Origin of the sequence: Bradyrhizobium sp. BR 10261 (assembly GCF_019455395.1) — a bacterium.
Taxonomy (GTDB): Bacteria; Pseudomonadota; Alphaproteobacteria; order Rhizobiales; family Xanthobacteraceae; genus Bradyrhizobium; species Bradyrhizobium manausense.
On the sequence record NZ_JACOFQ010000013.1, the window covers coordinates 35,251 to 54,553 of the forward strand.

The 19,303-nt window shown below is 64.1% G+C and carries 19 protein-coding genes; 9 read left to right on the plus strand and 10 right to left on the minus strand.

Going from position 1 to position 19,303, the window contains the following annotated elements:
• Nucleotides 1-3: 3 nt before the first annotated feature.
• The 5 genes from HYH07_RS17080 to sdhC form a co-directional block, all read right to left on the minus strand.
• A complete protein-coding gene (locus HYH07_RS17080) occupies nt 4-2,157 on the minus strand; it encodes a hybrid sensor histidine kinase/response regulator (protein WP_220003581.1) in 2,154 nt (717 codons plus the stop codon).
• Between the two features lie 196 nt (nt 2,158-2,353).
• A complete protein-coding gene (locus HYH07_RS17085) occupies nt 2,354-3,136 on the minus strand; it encodes a succinate dehydrogenase iron-sulfur subunit (protein ID WP_057752396.1) in 783 nt (260 codons plus the stop codon).
• 101 nt (nt 3,137-3,237) lie between these two features.
• Nucleotides 3,238-5,073, minus strand: coding sequence for a succinate dehydrogenase flavoprotein subunit (sdhA, locus tag HYH07_RS17090; protein ID WP_220003582.1), 1,836 nt, complete (start codon nt 5,071-5,073; stop codon nt 3,238-3,240).
• Between the two features lie 3 nt (nt 5,074-5,076).
• Nucleotides 5,077-5,481 (minus strand): succinate dehydrogenase, hydrophobic membrane anchor protein, encoded by a 405-nt coding sequence (sdhD, locus tag HYH07_RS17095; protein WP_057752399.1) that lies wholly within the window; start codon nt 5,479-5,481, stop codon nt 5,077-5,079.
• Entirely contained in the window at nt 5,478-5,879 is a 402-nt protein-coding gene (gene sdhC, locus HYH07_RS17100) for a succinate dehydrogenase, cytochrome b556 subunit (protein WP_220003583.1), read from the minus strand. Before sdhC ends, sdhD begins: the two co-directional genes overlap by 4 nt.
• A gap of 369 nt (nt 5,880-6,248) precedes the next feature.
• Between sdhC and HYH07_RS17105 the strand changes: the two genes are divergently transcribed.
• A complete protein-coding gene (locus HYH07_RS17105) occupies nt 6,249-6,467 on the plus strand; it encodes a hypothetical protein (protein WP_220003714.1) in 219 nt (72 codons plus the stop codon).
• Nucleotides 6,468-6,581: 114 nt separating this feature from the next.
• On the opposite strand, the gene HYH07_RS17110 is transcribed toward HYH07_RS17105, so the two are convergent.
• Nucleotides 6,582-8,111, minus strand: a complete 1,530-nt coding sequence (locus HYH07_RS17110; protein WP_220003584.1) for a malonyl-CoA synthase — start codon at nt 8,109-8,111, stop codon at nt 6,582-6,584.
• Between the two features lie 95 nt (nt 8,112-8,206).
• Here HYH07_RS17110 and HYH07_RS17115 point away from each other — a divergent pair, with 95 nt between their 5' ends.
• The 4 genes from HYH07_RS17115 to HYH07_RS17130 all read left to right on the plus strand — a co-directional run bounded on the left by HYH07_RS17115 (nt 8,207) and on the right by HYH07_RS17130 (nt 11,438).
• A complete protein-coding gene (locus tag HYH07_RS17115; protein WP_220003585.1) occupies nt 8,207-8,968 on the plus strand; it encodes an SDR family oxidoreductase in 762 nt (253 codons plus the stop codon).
• Between the two features lie 310 nt (nt 8,969-9,278).
• The gene (locus tag HYH07_RS17120; protein ID WP_220003586.1) at nt 9,279-9,833 is read left to right on the plus strand and encodes a fasciclin domain-containing protein; all 555 of its coding nucleotides are present in this window, start codon (nt 9,279-9,281) and stop codon (nt 9,831-9,833) included.
• Nucleotides 9,834-10,014: 181 nt separating this feature from the next.
• On the plus strand, nt 10,015-10,644 hold the full coding sequence (locus HYH07_RS17125; RefSeq protein ID WP_220003587.1) for a cytochrome b/b6 domain-containing protein: 630 nt from the start codon (nt 10,015-10,017) through the stop codon (nt 10,642-10,644).
• A gap of 11 nt (nt 10,645-10,655) precedes the next feature.
• The gene (locus tag HYH07_RS17130) at nt 10,656-11,438 is read left to right on the plus strand and encodes a molybdopterin-binding protein (RefSeq protein WP_220003588.1); all 783 of its coding nucleotides are present in this window, start codon (nt 10,656-10,658) and stop codon (nt 11,436-11,438) included.
• Nucleotides 11,439-11,551: 113 nt separating this feature from the next.
• On the opposite strand, the gene HYH07_RS17135 is transcribed toward HYH07_RS17130, so the two are convergent.
• Nucleotides 11,552-12,739: a YbfB/YjiJ family MFS transporter gene (locus HYH07_RS17135; RefSeq protein WP_220003589.1), complete on the minus strand. Its 1,188-nt coding sequence runs from the start codon at nt 12,737-12,739 to the stop codon at nt 11,552-11,554.
• A gap of 221 nt (nt 12,740-12,960) precedes the next feature.
• Here HYH07_RS17135 and leuB point away from each other — a divergent pair, with 221 nt between their 5' ends.
• Both leuB and HYH07_RS17145 read left to right on the plus strand, forming a co-directional pair.
• Nucleotides 12,961-14,073 carry a 3-isopropylmalate dehydrogenase gene (leuB, locus tag HYH07_RS17140; RefSeq protein ID WP_220003590.1) on the plus strand — a complete coding sequence of 371 codons (1,113 nt, stop codon included), beginning with the start codon at nt 12,961-12,963 and terminating at the stop codon, nt 14,071-14,073.
• Between the two features lie 132 nt (nt 14,074-14,205).
• A complete protein-coding gene (locus HYH07_RS17145; protein ID WP_220003591.1) occupies nt 14,206-14,844 on the plus strand; it encodes a DapH/DapD/GlmU-related protein in 639 nt (212 codons plus the stop codon).
• Between the two features lie 165 nt (nt 14,845-15,009).
• Here the strand turns inward: HYH07_RS17145 and HYH07_RS17150 are convergent, their stop codons facing one another.
• Both HYH07_RS17150 and HYH07_RS17155 read right to left on the minus strand, forming a co-directional pair.
• Nucleotides 15,010-15,396: a hypothetical protein gene (locus tag HYH07_RS17150; protein WP_220003592.1), complete on the minus strand. Its 387-nt coding sequence runs from the start codon at nt 15,394-15,396 to the stop codon at nt 15,010-15,012.
• Nucleotides 15,397-15,552: 156 nt separating this feature from the next.
• Nucleotides 15,553-16,341, minus strand: coding sequence for a hypothetical protein (locus tag HYH07_RS17155; protein ID WP_220003593.1), 789 nt, complete (start codon nt 16,339-16,341; stop codon nt 15,553-15,555).
• Nucleotides 16,342-16,457: 116 nt separating this feature from the next.
• On the opposite strand from HYH07_RS17155, the gene HYH07_RS17160 reads away from it, so the two are divergent.
• Nucleotides 16,458-17,492: an aspartate-semialdehyde dehydrogenase gene (locus HYH07_RS17160; protein WP_220003594.1), complete on the plus strand. Its 1,035-nt coding sequence runs from the start codon at nt 16,458-16,460 to the stop codon at nt 17,490-17,492.
• A 110-nt stretch (nt 17,493-17,602) separates the two neighbouring features.
• Here HYH07_RS17160 and HYH07_RS17165 read toward each other — a convergent pair whose 3' ends face one another.
• A complete protein-coding gene (locus HYH07_RS17165; RefSeq protein WP_220003595.1) occupies nt 17,603-18,247 on the minus strand; it encodes a carbonic anhydrase in 645 nt (214 codons plus the stop codon).
• Nucleotides 18,248-18,357: 110 nt separating this feature from the next.
• Between HYH07_RS17165 and HYH07_RS17170 the strand changes: the two genes are divergently transcribed.
• The gene (locus tag HYH07_RS17170; protein WP_220003596.1) at nt 18,358-19,239 is read left to right on the plus strand and encodes a CoA ester lyase; all 882 of its coding nucleotides are present in this window, start codon (nt 18,358-18,360) and stop codon (nt 19,237-19,239) included.
• Nucleotides 19,240-19,303 lie beyond the last annotated feature (64 nt).

A 19,303-nucleotide genomic window follows, 5' to 3' on the forward strand; every position in this document is an offset into this window, starting at 1 on the left:
ATCTCACTCCGCGGCGCCGTCGCGCACCCGTTTCGCGCGCGCCGCGCGGTGCAGGACCCGCGACAGCTCTTCGATCGAATAGGGCTTTTGCACCAGCTCGAAGCCGGCGATGCCGTCCTGGGCCAGAGCCTGGCTATAGCCGGTGGTCAGCACGATAGGTACGCTGATGCAGCGATCGCACATCGTCTGCGCCAGATCGAGCCCGGTCATCCCCGGCATGACGACGTCGGAGAAGACGACGTCGAAGCGATCGGCGTGGCTGACAAGTTCGGTGAGCGCGTCGGTGGCGTTGTCGACCAGCGTGATGCTGTAGCCGAGCTCGGTCAGCCCGTCGGCGGCGAAATTGCCGAGCTCGATATTGTCTTCGACGACCAGCACCGACATGCCGCTGCCGGCGACAGCCGGGGCCGTGGTCGGCGCGGGACTCCGGGGCAACAGATCGGCCGGCGCGCGCGGCAGATAGAGCGAGAAGGTGCTGCCCTGGCCGACCTCGCTGACGACGGTCACTTCGCCGCCGGATTGCCGGGCGAAGCCGAACACCTGCGACAGGCCAAGGCCGGTGCCCTGGCCGACCTGCTTGGTGGTGAAGAACGGCTCGAAGATGCGGCCCAATTGGCCTGCGGGAATGCCGACGCCGCTGTCGCTGACGGTGACGCAGATGAAACCGGGATTTTTCACGGTCTGGCTGCCGGAGAGGTGCGCGAGCGTATCCGGAACTGATGTCGCCGCGTGCACCGTGAAGATGATCCGGCCCTTGCCCTGCATGGCGTCGCGCGCGTTGGTCGCCATGTTGATTATGGCCGTCTCGAACTGGCCGGCATCGGCGCTGACGAGGCAGAGCTCGGCCGGCAGCTGCGTGACGATCTCGATCGCAGGCCCAAGCAGCGTGGAGAGCATGTCGCGCAGCGATCGCATCCGCTCGCCGACGTCGAACACTTCGGGCTTCAAGGTCTGGCGCCGCGCAAAGGCCAGCAGCTGCGAGGTCAGCTTGGCCGCGCGCGCGACGGCCTCCCCGATCGCCGTGATGTAGCGCTGCCGCCGCTCCTCGCTCAGTTGCGGGCGGTTCAACAGATCGACCGATGCGCGGATCACGGTCAGCAGGTTGTTGAAATCATGCGCGACGCCGCCGGTGAGCTGGCCCAGCGCCTCCAGCCGCTGGCTGTGCTTGAGCGCCTCCTCGGCCTCGCGCCGCTTGGCAGCTTCGAGCTGCAGATGCTGGGTGCGGCGGAAGGCGAAGGCCAGCAGGATGAACAGCAGCGCGGTGGCCGGCAGGCCGAACACCAGATGCTGGCTGATGGTCGTGAGCCATCGGCCGCGGATCGCCGAGGTCTCGAGGCCGGCGCTGACATAGATCGGATATCCGGCGACGCGCCGGTAGCCGATGCGCCGCTCCAGACCGTCGGTCGGCCAGGCGATGGTCATCAGCCCATGGACGGGATGGGCTGCGATGCTGCGGCCGACCTGGCCGTTCGGATCGAGCCGGAAATCGCGATCGAGCCGCGGCAGGTGCGCCAGCAGCACGCCATCAGTGCGGCCCATCGCAAAGAAGGAGCCCGGATCGCTGCCGATCCTGGCGTAAAAGCTCTCGAAATATTCAGGCAGGACGGATGCCTGGATCACGCCGATGAAGCTGCCGTCGTCGGACGAGCGGCGGCGGCTGACGCCGAAGAAGCGCGCGCCCTGGTAGGGCGGGCGCGGCGTCAAGACGGCGCCGATGAAGGTTCCGATGCTCTGGTCGACATGGGAATAGAAATAGTCGCGGTCGGCAAAGCTCTGATCCGGCGGCGGCGAGGCCAGGCTGTTGACCAGAGCCTTTCCGTTGGCATCGAAGATCCAGGCGGATTTGAGCTGCGGCAGCGCGTCGGCGAGCTGCTTCAGGCGCTTGTGCAGGGCGGGTTCCCGCGACCGGATCGTGTCGTCGGGCAGGTCGCGCACGACCTCGTTGAGCTCGGCCAGGCTCCGGTCGATCGTCTCGAACACCTTGAGCGCGTGCTCATGCGCGACATCGAGCGTCCGCTCGATCTCGCGGTCGGCGATATCAAGCGTCGAATTGTAGGAAATCGTTGAGGCAATGGCAAACAGCGCAATGGGCAGCGCCAGGGATGCCGCCATCATCCACTGCAGCAGTCTCAGCGAGTTGCGTTGTGCGCCCTGCACGGTCGCTCCGGTCCCCCGACCGGAGAGCTTACTTGAATCGCGCGTCAGGAAGGAAGCGGCTTGTGATGGGAACCGGAGGTTGTAGGCCGTTGAATCGCCCGCGACACGAGATGGAGCGAATTTTATCCGAGTTGCTCCAATCGCAGATTGCCCCCGGCGGCCGCCCGGGCCGGGGCAGAGCCAGCATCGATGCGGCCTAGATCTGTCGTTCGACCATCTTGAGCTTGAGCTCGGCGATGGCCTCGGCCGGGTTCAGGCCCTTCGGGCAGGCCTTGGCGCAGTTCATGATGGTGTGGCAGCGGTAGAGGCGGAACGGATCCTCGAGATTGTCCAACCGTTCGCCGGTCGCCTCATCGCGTGAGTCAGACACCCAGCGGTTGGCCTGGAGGAGAGCGGCCGGGCCGAGATAGCGGTCGCTGTTCCACCAATAGCTCGGGCAGGAGGTCGAGCAGCAGGCGCACAGGATGCACTCGTAGAGGCCGTCGAGCTTCTCGCGGTCCTCGTGGCTCTGACGCCATTCCTTCTGCGGCGTCGGCGAGGTCGTCTTCAGCCACGGCTCGACGGAGGCGTATTGCGCGTAGAAATTGGTGAGGTCCGGAACCAGGTCCTTGACCACCGGCTGGTGCGGCAGCGGGTTGATCTTCACCGCGCCGTCCTTCACGTCGTGCATCGAGCGGGTGCAGGCCAGCGTGTTCTGGCCGTCGATGTTCATGGCGCAGGAGCCGCAGACGCCTTCGCGGCAGGAGCGGCGGAAGGTCAGCGACGGGTCGATGTGGTTCTTGATCCAGATCAGGCCGTCCAGCACCATCGGACCGCAATCATTGACGTCGACGTAATAGGTGTCGACGCTCGGATTCTTGCCGTCGTCAGGATTCCAGCGATAGACGCGAAACTCGCGCGTCTCGGTCGCGCCTGCGGGCTTCGGCCAGGTCTTGCCGCCGGTGATTTTCGAGTTCTTGGGAAGTGCGAATTCAACCATTAGTCCTGCCTCTGGTTTCTTTCGTCATGCGCGGGCTTGACCCGCGCATCCATCTTCAAGGATGGATTGCCGGGTCGAGCCCGGCAATGACAAGCAGCAAATCAATACACGCGCGCTTTCGGCGGGATGTACTGCACGTCGTTGGTCATGGTGTAGTCGTGAACCGGGCGGTACTCGATCTTGACCTTGCCCTTGTCGTCGAGCCAGGCCAGCGTGTGCTTCATCCAGTTCTGGTCGTCGCGCGCGGAGAAGTCCTCGCGCGCATGCGCGCCGCGGCTCTCGGTGCGGTTGGCGGCCGAGTTCATCGTCACCACCGCCTGCGAGATCAGATTGTCGAATTCCAGCGTCTCGACGAGATCCGAATTCCACACCAGCGAGCGGTCGGACACGGCGATGTCGGTGATGCCGCTGTGGACCTTCGCGATCAGGTTCTGGCCTTCGCTCAGGACTTCGCCGGTGCGGAACACGGCGCAATTGTTCTGCATCACGTGCTGCATGCCTTCGCGCAGCTTTGCGGTCGGCGTGCCGCCGGAGGCGTAGCGATAATGGTCGAGGCGGCCGAGCGCGAGATCGGCCGAGTTCGCCGGCAGCTCGGGCTGCTTGCCGTTCGGCGTCAGCTTCTCGGCCAGGCGCAGCGCCGCGGCGCGGCCGAACACGACGAGGTCGATCAGCGAGTTCGAGCCGAGGCGGTTGGCGCCGTGCACGGAAACGCAGGCCGCTTCGCCGATCGCCATCAGGCCGGGGATGACGGCGTTGTCGTCGCCGTCCTTCTTGGTCAGCACTTCGCCGTGATAGTTCGTGGGGATGCCGCCCATGTTGTAGTGCACGGTCGGCACGATCGGGATCGGCTCGCGCGTCACGTCGACATTGGCGAAGATCTTTGCGGATTCGGAGATGCCCGGCAGGCGCTCGGCGAGCACGGCGGGATCGAGATGGTCGAGATGCAGGAAGATGTGGTCCTTCTTCTTGCCGACGCCGCGCCCTTCGCGGATCTCGATGGTCATCGCGCGCGAGACGACGTCGCGCGAGGCGAGATCCTTCGCCGAGGGCGCGTAGCGCTCCATGAAGCGCTCGCCTTCGGAGTTGACGAGATAGCCGCCTTCGCCGCGGGCACCCTCGGTGACGAGGCAGCCCGAGCCGTAGATGCCGGTCGGGTGGAACTGCACGAACTCCATGTCCTGGAGCGGCAGGCCGGCGCGCAGCACCATGCCGCCGCCGTCGCCGGTGCAGGTGTGCGCCGAGGTGCAGGAGGCGTAGGCGCGGCCATAGCCTCCGGTGGCGAGGATCACGGTCTGGGCCCGGAAGCGGTGCAGCGTGCCGTCGTCGAGCTTGAGCGCGATGACGCCGCGGCAGGTGCCCTGGTCGTCCATGATCAAATCGATGGCGAAGAACTCGATGAAGAACTCGGCCGCGTGACGCAGCGACTGGCCATACATCGTGTGCAGCATGGCGTGGCCGGTGCGGTCGGCGGCGGCGCAGGTGCGCTGCGCCTGGCCCTTGCCGTAGTCCATGGTCATGCCGCCGAACGGACGCTGGTAGATCTTGCCGTCCTCGGTGCGCGAGAACGGCACGCCCCAATGCTCGAGCTCGTAGACCGCCTCGGGCGCGTTGCGCACCATATATTCGATCGCGTCCTGGTCCCCGAGCCAGTCCGACCCCTTCACGGTGTCGTACATGTGCCAGCGCCAGTCGTCCTTGTGCATGTTGCCGAGCGAAGCGGAGATGCCGCCCTGGGCCGCGACCGTGTGCGAGCGGGTCGGAAACACCTTGGTGATGCATGCCGTCTTCAGGCCGGCCTCGCTGCAACCGACCACGGCGCGCAAGCCCGCGCCGCCGGCGCCGACCACGACGACGTCATAGGTGTGGTCCTCGATCGGATAGGCTTTGCCGTTGCTGGCGGGAGCGCCGTTGGCCTTGCCATTCGTCTCTGTGGCCATGGCTTACACTCCGGATGACAGTTTGATGATCGCGTAGGTCGAGGCGAGCGCGACGGCGATCGAGAAGAAATTATTGAGCATGATCGAGATGAGCTTCAGCTTCTCGTTGTGGACGTAGTCCTCGATCACGACCTGCATGCCGATCTTCATGTGCCAGGCGCTGGCGATGATGAAGAGCAGCATGATCACCGCGATCGGCAGCGAGCCGAGGATCACCTTGGCGCCGGCCTGGTTGCTGCCGAGCGTCATCATGACGACGATGATCACCGGCAGCATCAGCAGGGTCATCGCAACGCCGGTGAGGCGCTGGCGCCAGAAATCAGAGGTTCCCGAATGCGCGGCGCCGAGATTGCGGACGCGACCAAGCGGGGTGCGCATGCTGCGCTTCGGCGTATCGCTGGCGCTCATCGTATACCTCCGATCGCGTAGGCGATGATCCAGATCAGAACCGTCAGGACGATGCCGCCGATCAGGGCCGCCCAGGTCAGCGCCTCGCGCTCATTGGCCTTGAAGCCGAAGCCGAGGTCCCACACGAAGTGCCTGACACCGCTCAGCATGTGGTGCATCAGCGCCCAGGTGTAGCCGAACACGATGAGCCGGCCGATGATGCTGCCGGTGAAAGCCTGCACGTTGGAATAGGCGGCGGCGGAGCCGGACGCCGCTGCGATCAGCCACCAGGCCAGCAGCAGGGTTCCGACGTAGAGGGCGATACCAGTGGCGCGATGGACGATGGACAGCGCCATCGTCAACGTCCAGCGGTAGACTTGCATGTGTGGTGAAAGCGGTCGTTCGATCCGTGCGGTCATGGGCTTTTGATGTTTATGGCGGCCCAGCGGGGCGCGCGCGGGGATCGCGAAAGGTCGGCTCTATTTACGGAGTCGATTTCGCCTGCGCAATCACCAAATCGCCATAAACCGAACCTGGGTTCAGCTCTACGGCGTTGATGCATCAAGCCAATCGGGGCCTTGGTATACCAGAGCAATGGTGCACCGACGAAGAACAGAGCGATGATTCATCTTTTGTGATCACCGTTGAGGCGCGTTGAAATTACTATTGGAACGGCTCTAAGCCGCCGAGCGGCTGTCATGGTTCGAACCAGTCAGTTCATGGCGCCTCGACCGCTTGGCAAGCTCGCGTGCCATTGCCAATTTCCGCGAGACGCATCGATTTCCCGCATGGCGGCGGATATGCGCCGTCTGCAATCCACCCAAGACGGCCGGCGCGGCCTGTCGACCGTTCAAATTGGATCGCCTGCAGCCTCGCCCGCATCGCCGACGTGCCGCTCGACGTATGCCGCTCTGGGGCACCTCGAAGCGGACGCGCTGGAGGCTGCGTTCGGTTATCTGTTGATCGTGGGCAACCGGTTTGTGATGAGCCTGGTGGGCGGACAGTGAGTTTGGCTGCACAGGGTGGGTTAGCGCAGCGTAACCCACCACTTCTGTCACCGCGTAAATCAAAGCGGTGGGTTGCGCCTTCGGCTAACCCTACGGATTGCGGGCTTCGCGCCCCTATTTCTTCGCGTAAATATCCTTGTACGTATCGCGCAGCACGTTCTTCTGCACCTTGCCCATCGTATTGCGTGGCAATTCATCGACGACGAACACCCGCTTCGGCATCTTGAACTTTGCCAGCCGTCCGTCGAGCGCCTTCAACACCGCGGCTTCGGTAACGTCGGCGCCCTTGTTGCACACGAGAACGGCGGTGACGCCCTCGCCGAAATCTGCATGGGGCACGCCGATCACCGCTGATTCGATCACGCCGGGCATGGCGTCGATCTCGCTCTCGATTTCCTTGGGATAGACGTTGAAGCCGCCGGATATGACGAGATCCTTGCCGCGGCCGAGGATATGGACGTAGCCTTTGTCGTCGATCTTGCCGAGGTCGCCGGTGATGAAGAAGCCGTCGGGCCGGAATTCCGACCTGGTCTTCTCAGGCATGCGCCAATAGCCCTTGAACACGTTCGGGCCCTTGACCTCGATCATGCCGATCTCCTCGCGCGGCAATTCCTTGCCGGTCTCTGGGTCGGTGACGCGCACCGAAACGCCGGGCAGAGGGAAGCCGACCGCGCCGGGGACGCGCTCGCCGTCATAGGGATTCGACGTGTTCATGTTGGTTTCGGTCATGCCGTAGCGCTCGAGCACGGCGTGCCCGGTGCGTGCGGACCATTCGCGGTGAGTCTCGGCCAGCAGTGGCGCCGAGCCCGAGATGAACAGCCGCATATGCTTGGTCGTCTCCTTCGACAGCGCAGGATTTTGCAGCAGGCGCGTGTAGAAGGTCGGCACGCCCATCAGCACTGTGGCGCGCGCCATCAGCTTGATGATCAGATCCGGATCGAGCTTGGGCAGGAAGATCATCGAGGCCCGCGCAAACAGCGTGACGTTGGTCGCCACGAACAGGCCGTGGGTATGATAGATCGGCAGCGCGTGGATCAGCACGTCCTTGTCGGTGAAGCGCCAATAGTCGACGAGCGAGAGCGAGTTCGAGGCCAGATTGTCGTGGCTGAGCATCGCGCCCTTGGAGCGGCCGGTGGTGCCCGAGGTGTAGAGGATCGCAGCGAGGTCGTCGTTGGCCCGTGCGACCGTCGCGAATTCGCCGCTGGCCTTGTCAGCGGCGTCGGTCAAGGAGCCCCTGCCGTCAGCTCCGAGCGTCTCGATCCTGGCCTTCACCTTGGCGGCGATCGGGGCGAGGCCTTCCGCCTTGGAGGGATCGCAGACCACCAGCGCCGGCTCGGCATCGCCGATGAAGTAATCGAGCTCGTTCAGTGTATAGGCGGTGTTGAGCGGCAGATAGACCGCGCCGGCCCGCACGGTCGCCAGATACAGCACGATGTTGGCGACCGATTTTTCGACTTGCACCGCGACGCGATCGCCGGTCTTCACGCCGCGCGCGACCAACACATTCGCCATTTGGCCTGCCCGCGCGACCAGATCGCCATAGCTGATCCGGGCGCCGTCATGCGTCTCGATCGCGAGGCGTTTGGGGTCGTCGAGGCCGTCGAACAGGCGGGAAAACAGGTTGGCGTTGGCTGCGTGGTTCATGCAAGATTTCCTCGACCGCAGGACTGACAAGGCCGGTCAAAACCGAGGGCTGGATTAGCAAAAACCGCCCCAATGAAGCAACGGAGACAGTTTGCATGACAAAAAATGGGAAACGCGTGGCCTGGGTCACCGGTGGCGGCAGCGGGATCGGGGAGGCCGGCGCCGAGGCGTTGGCCGCCGACGGCTGGACGGTGGTGGTTTCCGGCCGACGGGAGTCAGCCCTGGATGCCGTGGTGGCAAAGATCACCAAGGCTGGGGGATCCGCTGAAGCACTCGCGCTTGATGTGGCTGACGCGGGCGCGGCCCAGAAGGCGGCCGACGGAATCGTCGCGAAGCATGGCCGCATCGACCTGCTCGTGAACAATGCCGGCATCAATGTCCCCAAGCGCAGCTGGAAGGATATGGAACTGGAGGGCTGGGACAGACTGGTCCAGGTCAATCTCAACGGCGTGCTCTATTGCATGCGCGCAGTGCTGCCGACGATGCGCAAGCAGCAGGACGGCTCGATCATCAACGTCTCGTCCTGGGCCGGCCGCCACGTCTCGAAGATGCCGGGCCCGGCCTACACCACGACCAAGCATGCGGTGCTGGCGCTGACCCATTCCTTCAACATGGACGAATGCATCAACGGCCTGCGCGCCTGCTGCCTGATGCCGGGCGAAGTGGCGACCCCAATCCTGAAGCTGCGCCCGGTGGTGCCGAGCGAGGAGGAGGAGGCCAAGATGCTGCAGCCCGAAGATCTCGGCCGCACCATCGCGTTCATCGCCTCGATGCCGCCGCGCGTCTGCATCAACGAGCTCCTGATCAGCCCGACCCATAATCGCGGCTTTATCCAGACGCCGAACAATAGAGACTGAGGCGGGCACCCTGCCGTAGGGTGGGCAAAGCGTAAGCGTGCCCACGCATTTTCCGTGATCGAGAGAGTGGTGGGCACGGCGCTTCACGCCTTTGCCCACCCTACGGCACCGTGCGATTGCGCACCCACCCCACACGGACACGCCGCGCCATAGTTTCACGCATCACAATAAATTATTCCCCGAAACCGCCGCGCGAATCCTCCCGTAGTTCGGCCAACGACGCGCTGCTGCTTCACGTCAACTGTCGCAGACGCCGTTGTTGCCCCAACGCAAACGCCGGCGATCGCCGGTCACAATCGGGAGTCTCTCCATGTCGAAGCGCATTGCCTATCTCACCGCTGCTGCCCTCGGCGCGCTGGCCATCACCGCAACAATCATCGCGCCCGCCCGCGCCGAGGAAAAGACCGTCATGGTCGGCGGCGCCGCGATGTTCCCCTCGAAGAATATCGTCCAGAACGCCGTCAATTCGAAAGACCACACCACTCTGGTGGCGGCGGTGAAGGCGGCAGGTCTCGTCCCGACGCTGGAAGGCAAGGGCCCGTTCACGGTGTTCGCCCCGACCAACGCCGCCTTCGGCAAGCTGCCGGCCGGCGCCGTCGATAACCTGGTCAAGCCCGAGAACAAGGCGACCCTGACCAAGATCCTCACCTACCATGTCGTGCCCGGCAAGCTCGAGGCCTCCGACCTCACCGATGGCAAGAAGCTGAAGACGGCCGAGGGCGAGGAACTCACCGTCAAGAAGCAGGACGGCAAGGTCTGGATCATCGACGCCAAGGGCGGCACTTCGATGGTGACGATCTCCAACGTCAACCAGTCCAACGGCGTAATCCATGTGGTCGACACCGTGCTGATGCCGGCAACGTAACACCGCACCCTCCTGTTTCATCCCCGACAGGATGCGGACGAAACGGCGAGCCGGGGAGACCCGGCTCGCATTATTTTGACCACCATAGCCTGACGGTATCGATTCGATTTGCCGCGTGGCGTAACGAAAGCGGCCGGACCGGCGTATAATCACCGACACCGACGTTCAGGACGGAACCATCATGTCGAGCCTTACCGCGACCGACGAGCAGATCAGCGCCACCAAGGCCAAGGTGATCCAGCCGGCCTGGGTCCGCGTCATGCACTGGACCAACGCCGTCGCCATGATCCTGATGATCATGTCGGGCTGGCAAATCTACAACGCCTCGCCGCTGTTCGACTTCCGCTTCTCCCATGACGTCACGCTGGGCGGCTGGCTCGGCGGCGCGCTGCTCTGGCATTTTGCGGCGATGTGGCTGCTGATGGTCAACGGCCTCGCCTATCTCATCACCGGTTTCGCCACCGGCCGCTTCCGGAAAAAGCTGCTGCCGATCACGCCGTCAGGCGTGCTCCACGACGTCAAGGCGGCCTTGACCTTCAAGCTCGCCCATGACGATCTCACAGTCTACAATTACGTACAGCGGCTGCTCTATGCCGGCATCATCGTGGTCGGCGTGCTGATCGTGCTGTCAGGCCTGTCGATGTGGAAGCCGGTGCAATTACACTGGCTGGTGACGTTGTTCGGCGACTATCCGACCGCGCGCTATGTCCATTTCTTCTGCATGGCCGCGATCTGCGCCTTCCTCGTCATTCACGTGCTGCTTGCGCTGCTGGTGCCGAAGAGCCTGCGCGCGATGATCGTCGGTCGCTGAGGAGAATAACGATGGCCAAGCGCTCATTCCTGATCCCCGGTGTCGACAAGCGGCTGCTAATCAAGGACTCCCTCAAGGTGATGCCCGATCTCACCCGCCGCCGCTTCATCGCCGGCGGCGCCAGCCTCGGGGCGCTGACGCTGCTCACCGGCTGCGACGTGATCGATTCGTCGTCGGCCGAGGAGATGCTGAAGACCGTCTCGAAGTTCAACGACGCGGTGCAGGACTTCATCTTCAATCCCGACGCCCTGGCGCCGACCTTTCCCGAGAGCGCGATCACAAAGCCGTTCCCGTTCAACGCCTATTACGATCTCGACGATGCGCCCGAAGTCGATGGCAAAGACTGGAAGCTCGAGGTCCGCGGCCTCGTCGAGAACAAGAAATCCTGGACGCTGGACGAGCTCTATAAGCTGCCGCAGTTCACCCAAATCACCCGCCACATCTGCGTCGAAGGCTGGAGCGCGATCGGCAGCTGGACCGGCACGCCCTTGCGCGATTTCCTCAAGCTTGTCGGCGCCGACACGCGCGCGAAATATGTCTGGTTCCAGTGCGCCGACAAGGACGGCTACAACTCGCCCTTGGACATGCGCACCGCGCTGCATCCGCAGACGCAGATGACGTTCAAATATGCGGGCGAGATCCTGCCGCGCGCCTACGGTTTCCCGATGAAGATCCGCGTGCCGACAAAGCTCGGCTTCAAGAACCCGAAATACGTCATCTCGATGGAAGTCACCAACGACTACAAGGGCGGCTATTGGGAAGACCAGGGGTATAATTCGTTCAGTGGGAGCTAGCGGCGAACTCCGCTGCCGTAGGGTGGCAAAGGCGCGTAGCGCCGTGCCCATCATCTCTCTCGATCGCGAAAAATGCGTGGGCACGCTTCGCTTTGCCCACCCGACGGCACCGCTTATTTGGCCGGCCCCACCTTCCGCTGCAGCAGCGCCAGCACCGCGCCGAGCGCCAGCAGCGCCGCCGATACATTCAGCGCGTAGCTCAAGCTCCCCAGCGCGTCCGTGATGGCGCCGACCACGATCGGACCCAATGTCTGGCCGATGCCGAACGAGATCGTCATCGCCGCGATTGCCGTCGGCCACACCTCGCCCGGATAGTTGAAGCGCACGAAGGCTGTGGTCGAGCCGACGACCGCAAAGAAGGCCACGCCGAACACCAGCGCCGAGATTGCGAGCCATGCAGGCGAATGGCCGAGGATCGGCAAGGCCGCGCCAATCGCGTTGGTGCCGAGGATGATCGCGGTGGCGAGACCGCCGCGATCGAGCGCGAGCACGCGGCGCCAGGCCCAGGGCGTGACGAACGCACTCATGCCGATCAGGCCCCAGAATGCCGCCTGCGCCGCGGCCCCGCCGCCGCCGTCGCGCACATAGGCGATCATGAAGGTCATGTAGGCGATGTAGCCGGCGCCGAACAGGAAGTAGGCGGCGAGATAGATCAGCACCGGAAGCACGGCAAAGGCGCCGTTTCTGCCTTCGGAAAAGCGCGCGCCGCTCTCGATCCGCACCAGAAACAGTGGCACGGTCATCGCGGCCGAGAGCAGCGTCATCGCCCACCACACGATCCACCATGAGCCCGGACCGAAATGCTGCAGCGTGAACGGTGCGATCAGCCCGGAGGCGAGAATGCCGATGCCGGGCCCGGCATAAAACAGGCTCAGCAGGAAATTGGCCCGTTCGGGGCGCGACTGCGCGATTGAAGCCGCCAGCGCGCCGCCGGCGACGAAGCCGGCCGCGGCCCCGAGGCCGAGCACCAGGCGGGCGAGGCTCAGCGCGATAAAATTCCCCGTCAGTGCACAGGTGGCCAGCGCGGCGAGGCAGGCGAGGGTTCCGCCGCGGATCGCCGCCGACCAGCCAATGCGCTGGATCAGCCGGGACGCGGCCAGCGCGCCGACGAGGTAGCCGACGGCGTTGATGGTGTTCATGAAACCCGCCGCCGAGTAGGACCAGCCGAGGTCCTCCCGCATGTCGGGCAGCACCAGCGCATAGGCAAAGCGGCCGATGCCGAGCCCGACGGTGGCGGCCAGCGACAGGGTCAGGATCAGCCGCGCGGGATGCGCGACAGGTGGGCGGCGAGGTGCGGGCAAGGGGGTACTCCGGCGGGGCGCAGTGTGGCAGGCCCCGTCCGCCTTGCACAGCCGCACCCCGGCAATGGTGTCTTGCCAAGCGCGCAACGCCGCTCTAGCACTCCGGCCGAATTTCATCCTGCTCGTCATGCCCGGGCTTGACCCGGGCATCCATCTTTCAAAAAAGCTGGATTGCCGGGGTCAAGCCCGGCAATGACGAGGAAAACTGAGGAAGAACTGATATGGCGACCCACAAATTGCTGCTGCTCCCCGGCGACGGTATCGGCCCCGAGGTGATGGGTGAGGTGAAGCGGCTGATCGACTGGCTCAATTCATCGGGGATCGCCAAATTCGAGACCGATACGGGCTTGGTCGGCGGCTCCGCCTATGACGCGCACAAGGTGTCGATCTCCGAAGGCGACATGGCCAAGGCCAAGGACGCCGATGCCGTGATCTTCGGCGCGGTCGGCGGTCCGAAATGGGATTCGGTGCCTTATGAGGTCCGCCCGGAAGCCGGCCTCTTGCGCCTGCGCAAGGATCTCGCTCTGTTCGCCAACCTCCGCCCGGCGGTGTGCTATCCGGCGCTGGCCGATGCCTCCAGCCTCAAGCGCGAGGCGGTCGAGGGCCTCGACATCGTCATCGTGCGCGAGCTCACCGGCGGCGTCTATTTCGGCGAGCCCAAGACCATCACCGATCTCGGCAACGGCCAGAAGCGCGCCATCGATACCCAGGTCTACGACACCTATGAGATCGAGCGCATCGGCCGCGTCGCCTTCGAGCTTGCCAGGAAGCGCAAGAACAAGGTGACGTCGATGGAGAAGCGCAACGTCATGAAGTCGGGCGTGCTCTGGAACCAGGTCATGACCCAGCTCCACAAGCGCGAATATCCCGACGTCACGCTCGAGCACCAGCTCGCCGATTCCGGCGGCATGATGCTGGTGAAATGGCCGAAGCAGTTCGACGTCATCGTCACCGACAATCTGTTCGGCGACATGCTGTCCGACATCGCCGCGATGCTCACCGGCTCGCTCGGCATGCTGCCCTCGGCCTCGCTCGGCGAGGTCGACGTCAAGACCAGGAAGCGCAAGGCGCTGTACGAGCCGGTGCACGGCTCGGCTCCTGATATCGCCGGCAAGGGTCTCGCCAATCCGATTGCGATGATCTCGTCCTTCGGCATGGCGCTGCGTTATTCCTTCGACATGGGCGATCTCGCCGACAAGGTCGACCAGGCGATCGCCGCAGTGCTCGCCAGCGGTCTTCGCACCGCCGACATCAAGTCGGAAGGTACCACCGCCGCCTCGACCACGCAGATGGGCGAAGCGATTTTGAAGGAATTGCAGAAGCTGCACGCGTAGCACAAGCACCGCAATCGTAGGGTGGGCAAAGCGCAAGCGTGCCCACCAGTTGGTTGTGATTAGAGAGAGATGGTGGGCACGGCGCGATGCGCCTTTGCCCACCCTACGGCACCTGCTCCCGGAGCTACTTTCATGGATGCCTCACCCCGCCCCAAGATCGCGGAAACCTTCATCCATGAAACCGTGCGCCAGCGCGAGGCGCAGATCGGGCGGCGCTGCGAGATCCTTAGCCACACCCGGATCGAATACGCCGCGCTCGGCGATTACTCCTATCTCGGCGAATATTGCGACGTCGCCGACGCCGTGATCGGCAAGTTCACCGCCATCGCCAATTCGGTGCGGATCGGCGCGCCCAATCATCCGATGGGGCGGCCGTCGCAGCATCGCTTCACCTATGTCCCCGAATATTACGAGGCGGGCGCAACGCGCGATCGCGACTTCTTCGCCCATCGCCGCGGCGACCGCGTCATCGTCGGCAATGATGTCTGGATCGGCCACGCCGCAATCCTGCTGCCCGGCGTCAGCATCGGCGACGGCGCGGTGATCGGCGCGGGCGCCGTCGTCAGCCGCGATGTCGCGCCCTATACCATCGTCGGCGGCGTGCCTGCGCGCGCCATCCGCAAGCGCTTCGATGATGCTGTCGCGGCAAGCCTGCGCCGCATCGCCTGGTGGGATTGGCCGGACGAGCTGATCTTCGGGCGCCTCGCCGATTTCCGCTCCGAGGCAATCGAGGAGTTTTGCCGGCGCTATGATCCGGCGGCCAATTCGTAGGTGGTGTCGTAGGGTGGGCAAAGCGTAAGCGTGCCCACGCATTGTTCGTGATCGAGAGAGATCGTGGACACGGCGCAAGAGCGCCTTTGCCCACCCTACGGCACCTCGCACAAACAAAAATGGCCGGGCGCGAGCCCGGCCATTCTGATTCGGAAATCAGCCCGCTCAGTACAGCGGGAAATTCTGCGGGTAGCCGCCGACATCGGCCGGGGTCGCCAGCGGCTGGCGATCGATCGGGCGGTTGAGGTTTTCGCGGGCGAAGGACGGATAGCCGACGGCCGGCGGGAAGGCGTAGTCGGTGAACTTGCGGTCGCCCGGATTGACCTCGGTGCCGCCGTCGAGCCAGGAGCGCTTGCTCACATAGATGCGGGTGCGACCCTGCTGGTAGACCGCGTTGGGACCAGCAGGGCCGTAATAGGGACGGCCGCGATCGTCGAAGCGCTGCTTGGTCTTGGTGTCGGCCGAGGCCGGCGCCGCGAAGGCCACGGCCATCACGGCGCTCGCCGCAAGCAAGGTCGCCAATCTGTTCGCGGCAAAAAAATTCGAGCTCATCACGTCCCCTTCAGGCGGCAAGCCGCCGGTCGATTTCACCCCATACTAGCGCGGCCCGGGGCACTGCAACTAGGTCAATTCAGTCACACCAACACGGAATAATCGGGCGCGCCGGCAAAAGTTGCATGAATACCAGCGACTTGAGCTTGATACGGGTCAAAGCGCGCCGCGCAATTGCGCATTCGCCGCGCCCAGCAGCCAGTCGGCCGAGCCGACGGGATCACAGGAGCGGCGCTTCAGCTCGGCATGGGCGAACATCTCCGCCAGCTTCGGCTCATTGCCCGAGGTCAGCAGTGTCAGCCGGTTCAGCGTGCAGGCGATCGCGGCGCGCCGGGCCGGCATGGTGTCGCCCTGGCAGGAGAAGCCGGAGATCTGCAGCGGTGGCTCCTCGTTGCGCTTGAGGTAGCCAAGGCACGCCGGCGAGCCGTCCGCGGTACCCGATGGCCAGAACAGGGCGACAGGGCCGAATTTGGTGTCGATTAGGCCGGCCTGCTCCAGCGCGGTGGCCGCAACGAGGCCCATCTGGACGGCGAGGCCCGAGGCCGCCGGCCGCGTCACGTCGAATTCGTTGCCTTCCCGATAGATCTCGAGCTCGGCCCAAGGTCTGTCGGCGTCGCCAGCCCAGCGCATGACGTCGCGGCGGCCGCCTTCGGGGTGCCTGAAAATCGTATAAGAGGCTGTTTTCTCTGATGTATCGAGCCGACTGAGAGCGAAGGCCGGATGCGAACGGTCAGCGATAGCCCAGCCTGGTTTCGAGGCAGGCTCATCGTCACGCAAATCGGGCAGCTGGCCGAGCCCGGCAAGCGCCAGGATGGCAAACAGGGCCAGCGCCCCCACATAGGCGAACAGGCGCGCCAGCGTGCCGACCACCTCGTCGGCGAAATTGGCGAGCGCCAGATGGATCTGGGTGGGGTTTGCGGCCGTGCTGGCCTCAGGCGACTGCATCCACGGCCTTCAGGCAGGGTCCAACGTTGTCTTGAGGCCGGTTCTCGCATAGAAGCGCTGCTCTTCCTGTTTAAGCGTCAGCTTCAGGAACGGGCTTTTTCATCGGAGAGTGAACGATGGGTTACAAAGTCGCAGTCGTCGGCGCGACCGGCAATGTCGGACGGGAAATGCTCAACATCCTCGATGAGCGCAAATTCCCCGCGGACGAGGTCGTTGCCCTGGCGTCACGCCGCAGCGTCGGCGTCGAGGTCTCCTATGGCGATCGTACCCTGAAGGTCAAAGCGCTCGAGCATTACGATTTCTCCGATGTCGACATCTGCCTGATGTCTGCGGGCGGCTCGGTGTCGAAGGAATGGTCACCGAAGATCGGCGCCGCCGGCGCCGTCGTGATCGACAATTCCTCGGCCTGGCGCATGGACCCGGACGTGCCGCTGATCGTGCCCGAGGTGAACGCGGCCGCGACCGAAGGCTTCAGGAAGAAGAACATCATCGCCAACCCGAACTGCTCGACCGCGCAGCTCGTGGTGGCGCTCAAGCCGCTGCACGACAAGGCCACCATCAAGCGCGTCGTGGTCTCGACCTATCAATCGGTGTCGGGCGCCGGCAAGGATGCGATGGACGAATTGTTCTCGCAGACCAAGGCCGTCTACACCAATGACGAGCTGGTCGCGAAGAAGTTTCCCAAGCGCATCGCCTTCAACGTCATCCCCCACATCGACGTCTTCATGGAGGACGGCTACACCAAGGAAGAGTGGAAGATGATGGCGGAGACCAAGAAGATCCTTGATCCCAAGATCAAGCTCTCCGCGACCTGCGTGCGCGTGCCGGTCTTCGTCGGCCACTCCGAGGCCGTCAACATCGAGTTCGAGCATCCGATCACCGCCGATGAAGCGCGCAACATCCTGCGCGTGGCGCCCGGCTGTCTCGTCATCGACAAGCAGGAGCCCGGCGGTTATGCCACGCCGTATGAAGCCGCCGGCGAGGACGCCACCTATATCAGCCGCATCCGCGAGGACGCGACGGTGGAGAACGGACTCGTGCTGTGGTGCGTGTCGGACAATTTGCGCAAGGGCGCCGCGCTGAACGCGATCCAGATCGCCGAAGTCCTGATCAACCGCAAGCTGATCAGCGCAAAGAAGCAGGCGGCGTAAAGAAGAATGTAGGGTGGGCAAAGCGAAGCGTGCCCACCATTCGTTCGTAATCATGAAGAGATGGTGGGCACGGCGCTTTGCGCCTTTGCCCACCCTACGAGAGCAGTGAGCTACACCACGCTCCGCGCGCTTCTGAATTCCTTGCTCGCCTGGTCCAGCACGAACAGCGTCCCTTCCGCGACACCGAAATAGGCGCCATGGAGCTGCATCTGACCGCTCTCGACGGCCTTGCGCACGAACGGGAACGTCATCAGGTTTTCGAGGCTGCGGAACACTGCGGCCTTTTCGATGCGCTCGACGAACTGCGCCATGGTCTCGTGGTCGCGCTGCTCCACGACTTCGCCCGGCTTGATGAACATCTGCATCCATTTGCCGATGAAGTCGCCCGGCGTGAGCGGCTCGATCTTGTCGACGAAGGCGCGGATGCCGCCGCATTGCGCGTGGCCGAGCACCACGATGTGCTTCACCTTCAGCACCGTCACGGCATATTCCAGCGCGGCCGAGACGCCATGCGCATTCTCGTCGGGCTGGTAGGTCGGCACCAGATTGGCGATGTTGCGCACCACGAACAGTTCGCCGGGCCCGACATCGAAAATCACCTCGGGTGAGACGCGGCTATCGCAGCAACCGATCACCATCACCTCAGGCGACTGTCCCTTCACCGACAGCTCGCGATAACGGTTCTGCTCGGCCGGCAACCGGTTGGTGGCGAAGGCGTTGTAGCCGTCCAGCAAGGACTTCGGGAATGTGATCATGGCCTATGCCTAATCATAGACCGCCAGGGCGAACAAGCCTTTCGAATGGGCAGCCCAGATGCTATCGCCTCCACCTGGAACAAGTCCGAGCCATCAGGAAGGAACGCAGCATGACCCGCCCGCGCCGCAGCCATCTGTTCATGCCCGGCTCCAATCCTCGCGCCCTTGAAAAGGCAAGGAATCTCGCCGCCGACGGCCTGATCCTGGATCTCGAGGATTCCGTCGCTCCTGACGCCAAGTCCGCGGCGCGCGACGGCATTGCCGCCGCGATCGCTGCAAAGGGCTTCGGCAAGCGCGAGGTCCTGATCAGGACCAACGGTCTCGACACGCAGTGGTGGGCCGAAGACGTCGCCATGGCCGCCAAGGCTTCGCCTGACGGCATCCTGGTTCCAAAAGTTTCAAGCATCGAGGATCTCCAGAGCATCGGCCGCGACCTCGACCATCTCGGCGCCGCGCCATCGGTGAAGGTCTGGGCGATGATCGAGACCGCGCGCGCGGTGCTGCATGCCGAGGAGCTGGCCGAGGCCGGACGCGATCCATCGAGCCGCCTCGCCGGCTTCGTGTTTGGCCCTAACGACATCTCGCGCGAGACGCGGATCAGGATGCTGCCCGGCCGCGCCGCGATGATCCCGATGATCACCCATTGCATCCTGGCGACTCGCGCCGCCGGCCTCGAGATCCTCGATGGCCCCTATAGCGACATCGCCAACCCCGACGGTTTCGCCACCGAATGCGCACAAGCGCGCGATCTCGGCTTCGACGGCAAGACGCTGATTCATCCCTCGCAGATCGAGGCCTGCAACGCGATCTTCACACCGCCCGAGGAGGACATCGCCCGCGCACGAAAAATCATCGCGGCATTCGAATTGCCGGAAAACGTCTCGCGCGGCGCGATCCGCCTCGATGGCGCGATGGTGGAGCGCCTGCACGCCGACATGGCGCGCCGCACCATCGCAATCGCGGACGCGATCGCCGCGATGAGCAAGGGCTGAGGTGTGGGCCAGTCCGCTTTGTCAACCTGGACAGCATTGGAACGCGGGTCGTTTTGAGGCTTTA

Excerpts from the sequence above, each read along its gene's own strand:
- HYH07_RS17085 (WP_057752396.1), bottom strand. The coding sequence starts at position 3,136 with ATGGTTGAATTCGCACTTCCCAAGAACTCGAAAATCACCGGCGGCAAG.
- sdhA (WP_220003582.1), bottom strand. The coding sequence starts at position 5,073 with ATGGCCACAGAGACGAATGGCAAGGCCAACGGCGCTCCCGCCAGCAAC.
- sdhD (WP_057752399.1), bottom strand. The coding sequence starts at position 5,481 with ATGAGCGCCAGCGATACGCCGAAGCGCAGCATGCGCACCCCGCTTGGT.
- sdhC (WP_220003583.1), bottom strand. The coding sequence starts at position 5,879 with ATGACCGCACGGATCGAACGACCGCTTTCACCACACATGCAAGTCTAC.
- HYH07_RS17105 (WP_220003714.1), top strand. The coding sequence starts at position 6,249 with ATGGCGGCGGATATGCGCCGTCTGCAATCCACCCAAGACGGCCGGCGC.
- HYH07_RS17110 (WP_220003584.1), bottom strand. The coding sequence starts at position 8,111 with ATGAACCACGCAGCCAACGCCAACCTGTTTTCCCGCCTGTTCGACGGC.
- HYH07_RS17115 (WP_220003585.1), top strand. The coding sequence starts at position 8,207 with ATGACAAAAAATGGGAAACGCGTGGCCTGGGTCACCGGTGGCGGCAGC.
- HYH07_RS17120 (WP_220003586.1), top strand. The coding sequence starts at position 9,279 with ATGTCGAAGCGCATTGCCTATCTCACCGCTGCTGCCCTCGGCGCGCTG.
- HYH07_RS17125 (WP_220003587.1), top strand. The coding sequence starts at position 10,015 with ATGTCGAGCCTTACCGCGACCGACGAGCAGATCAGCGCCACCAAGGCC.
- HYH07_RS17130 (WP_220003588.1), top strand. The coding sequence starts at position 10,656 with ATGGCCAAGCGCTCATTCCTGATCCCCGGTGTCGACAAGCGGCTGCTA.
- leuB (WP_220003590.1), top strand. The coding sequence starts at position 12,961 with ATGGCGACCCACAAATTGCTGCTGCTCCCCGGCGACGGTATCGGCCCC.
- HYH07_RS17145 (WP_220003591.1), top strand. The coding sequence starts at position 14,206 with ATGGATGCCTCACCCCGCCCCAAGATCGCGGAAACCTTCATCCATGAA.
- HYH07_RS17150 (WP_220003592.1), bottom strand. The coding sequence starts at position 15,396 with ATGAGCTCGAATTTTTTTGCCGCGAACAGATTGGCGACCTTGCTTGCG.
- HYH07_RS17155 (WP_220003593.1), bottom strand. The coding sequence starts at position 16,341 with ATGCAGTCGCCTGAGGCCAGCACGGCCGCAAACCCCACCCAGATCCAT.
- HYH07_RS17160 (WP_220003594.1), top strand. The coding sequence starts at position 16,458 with ATGGGTTACAAAGTCGCAGTCGTCGGCGCGACCGGCAATGTCGGACGG.
- HYH07_RS17165 (WP_220003595.1), bottom strand. The coding sequence starts at position 18,247 with ATGATCACATTCCCGAAGTCCTTGCTGGACGGCTACAACGCCTTCGCC.
- HYH07_RS17170 (WP_220003596.1), top strand. The coding sequence starts at position 18,358 with ATGACCCGCCCGCGCCGCAGCCATCTGTTCATGCCCGGCTCCAATCCT.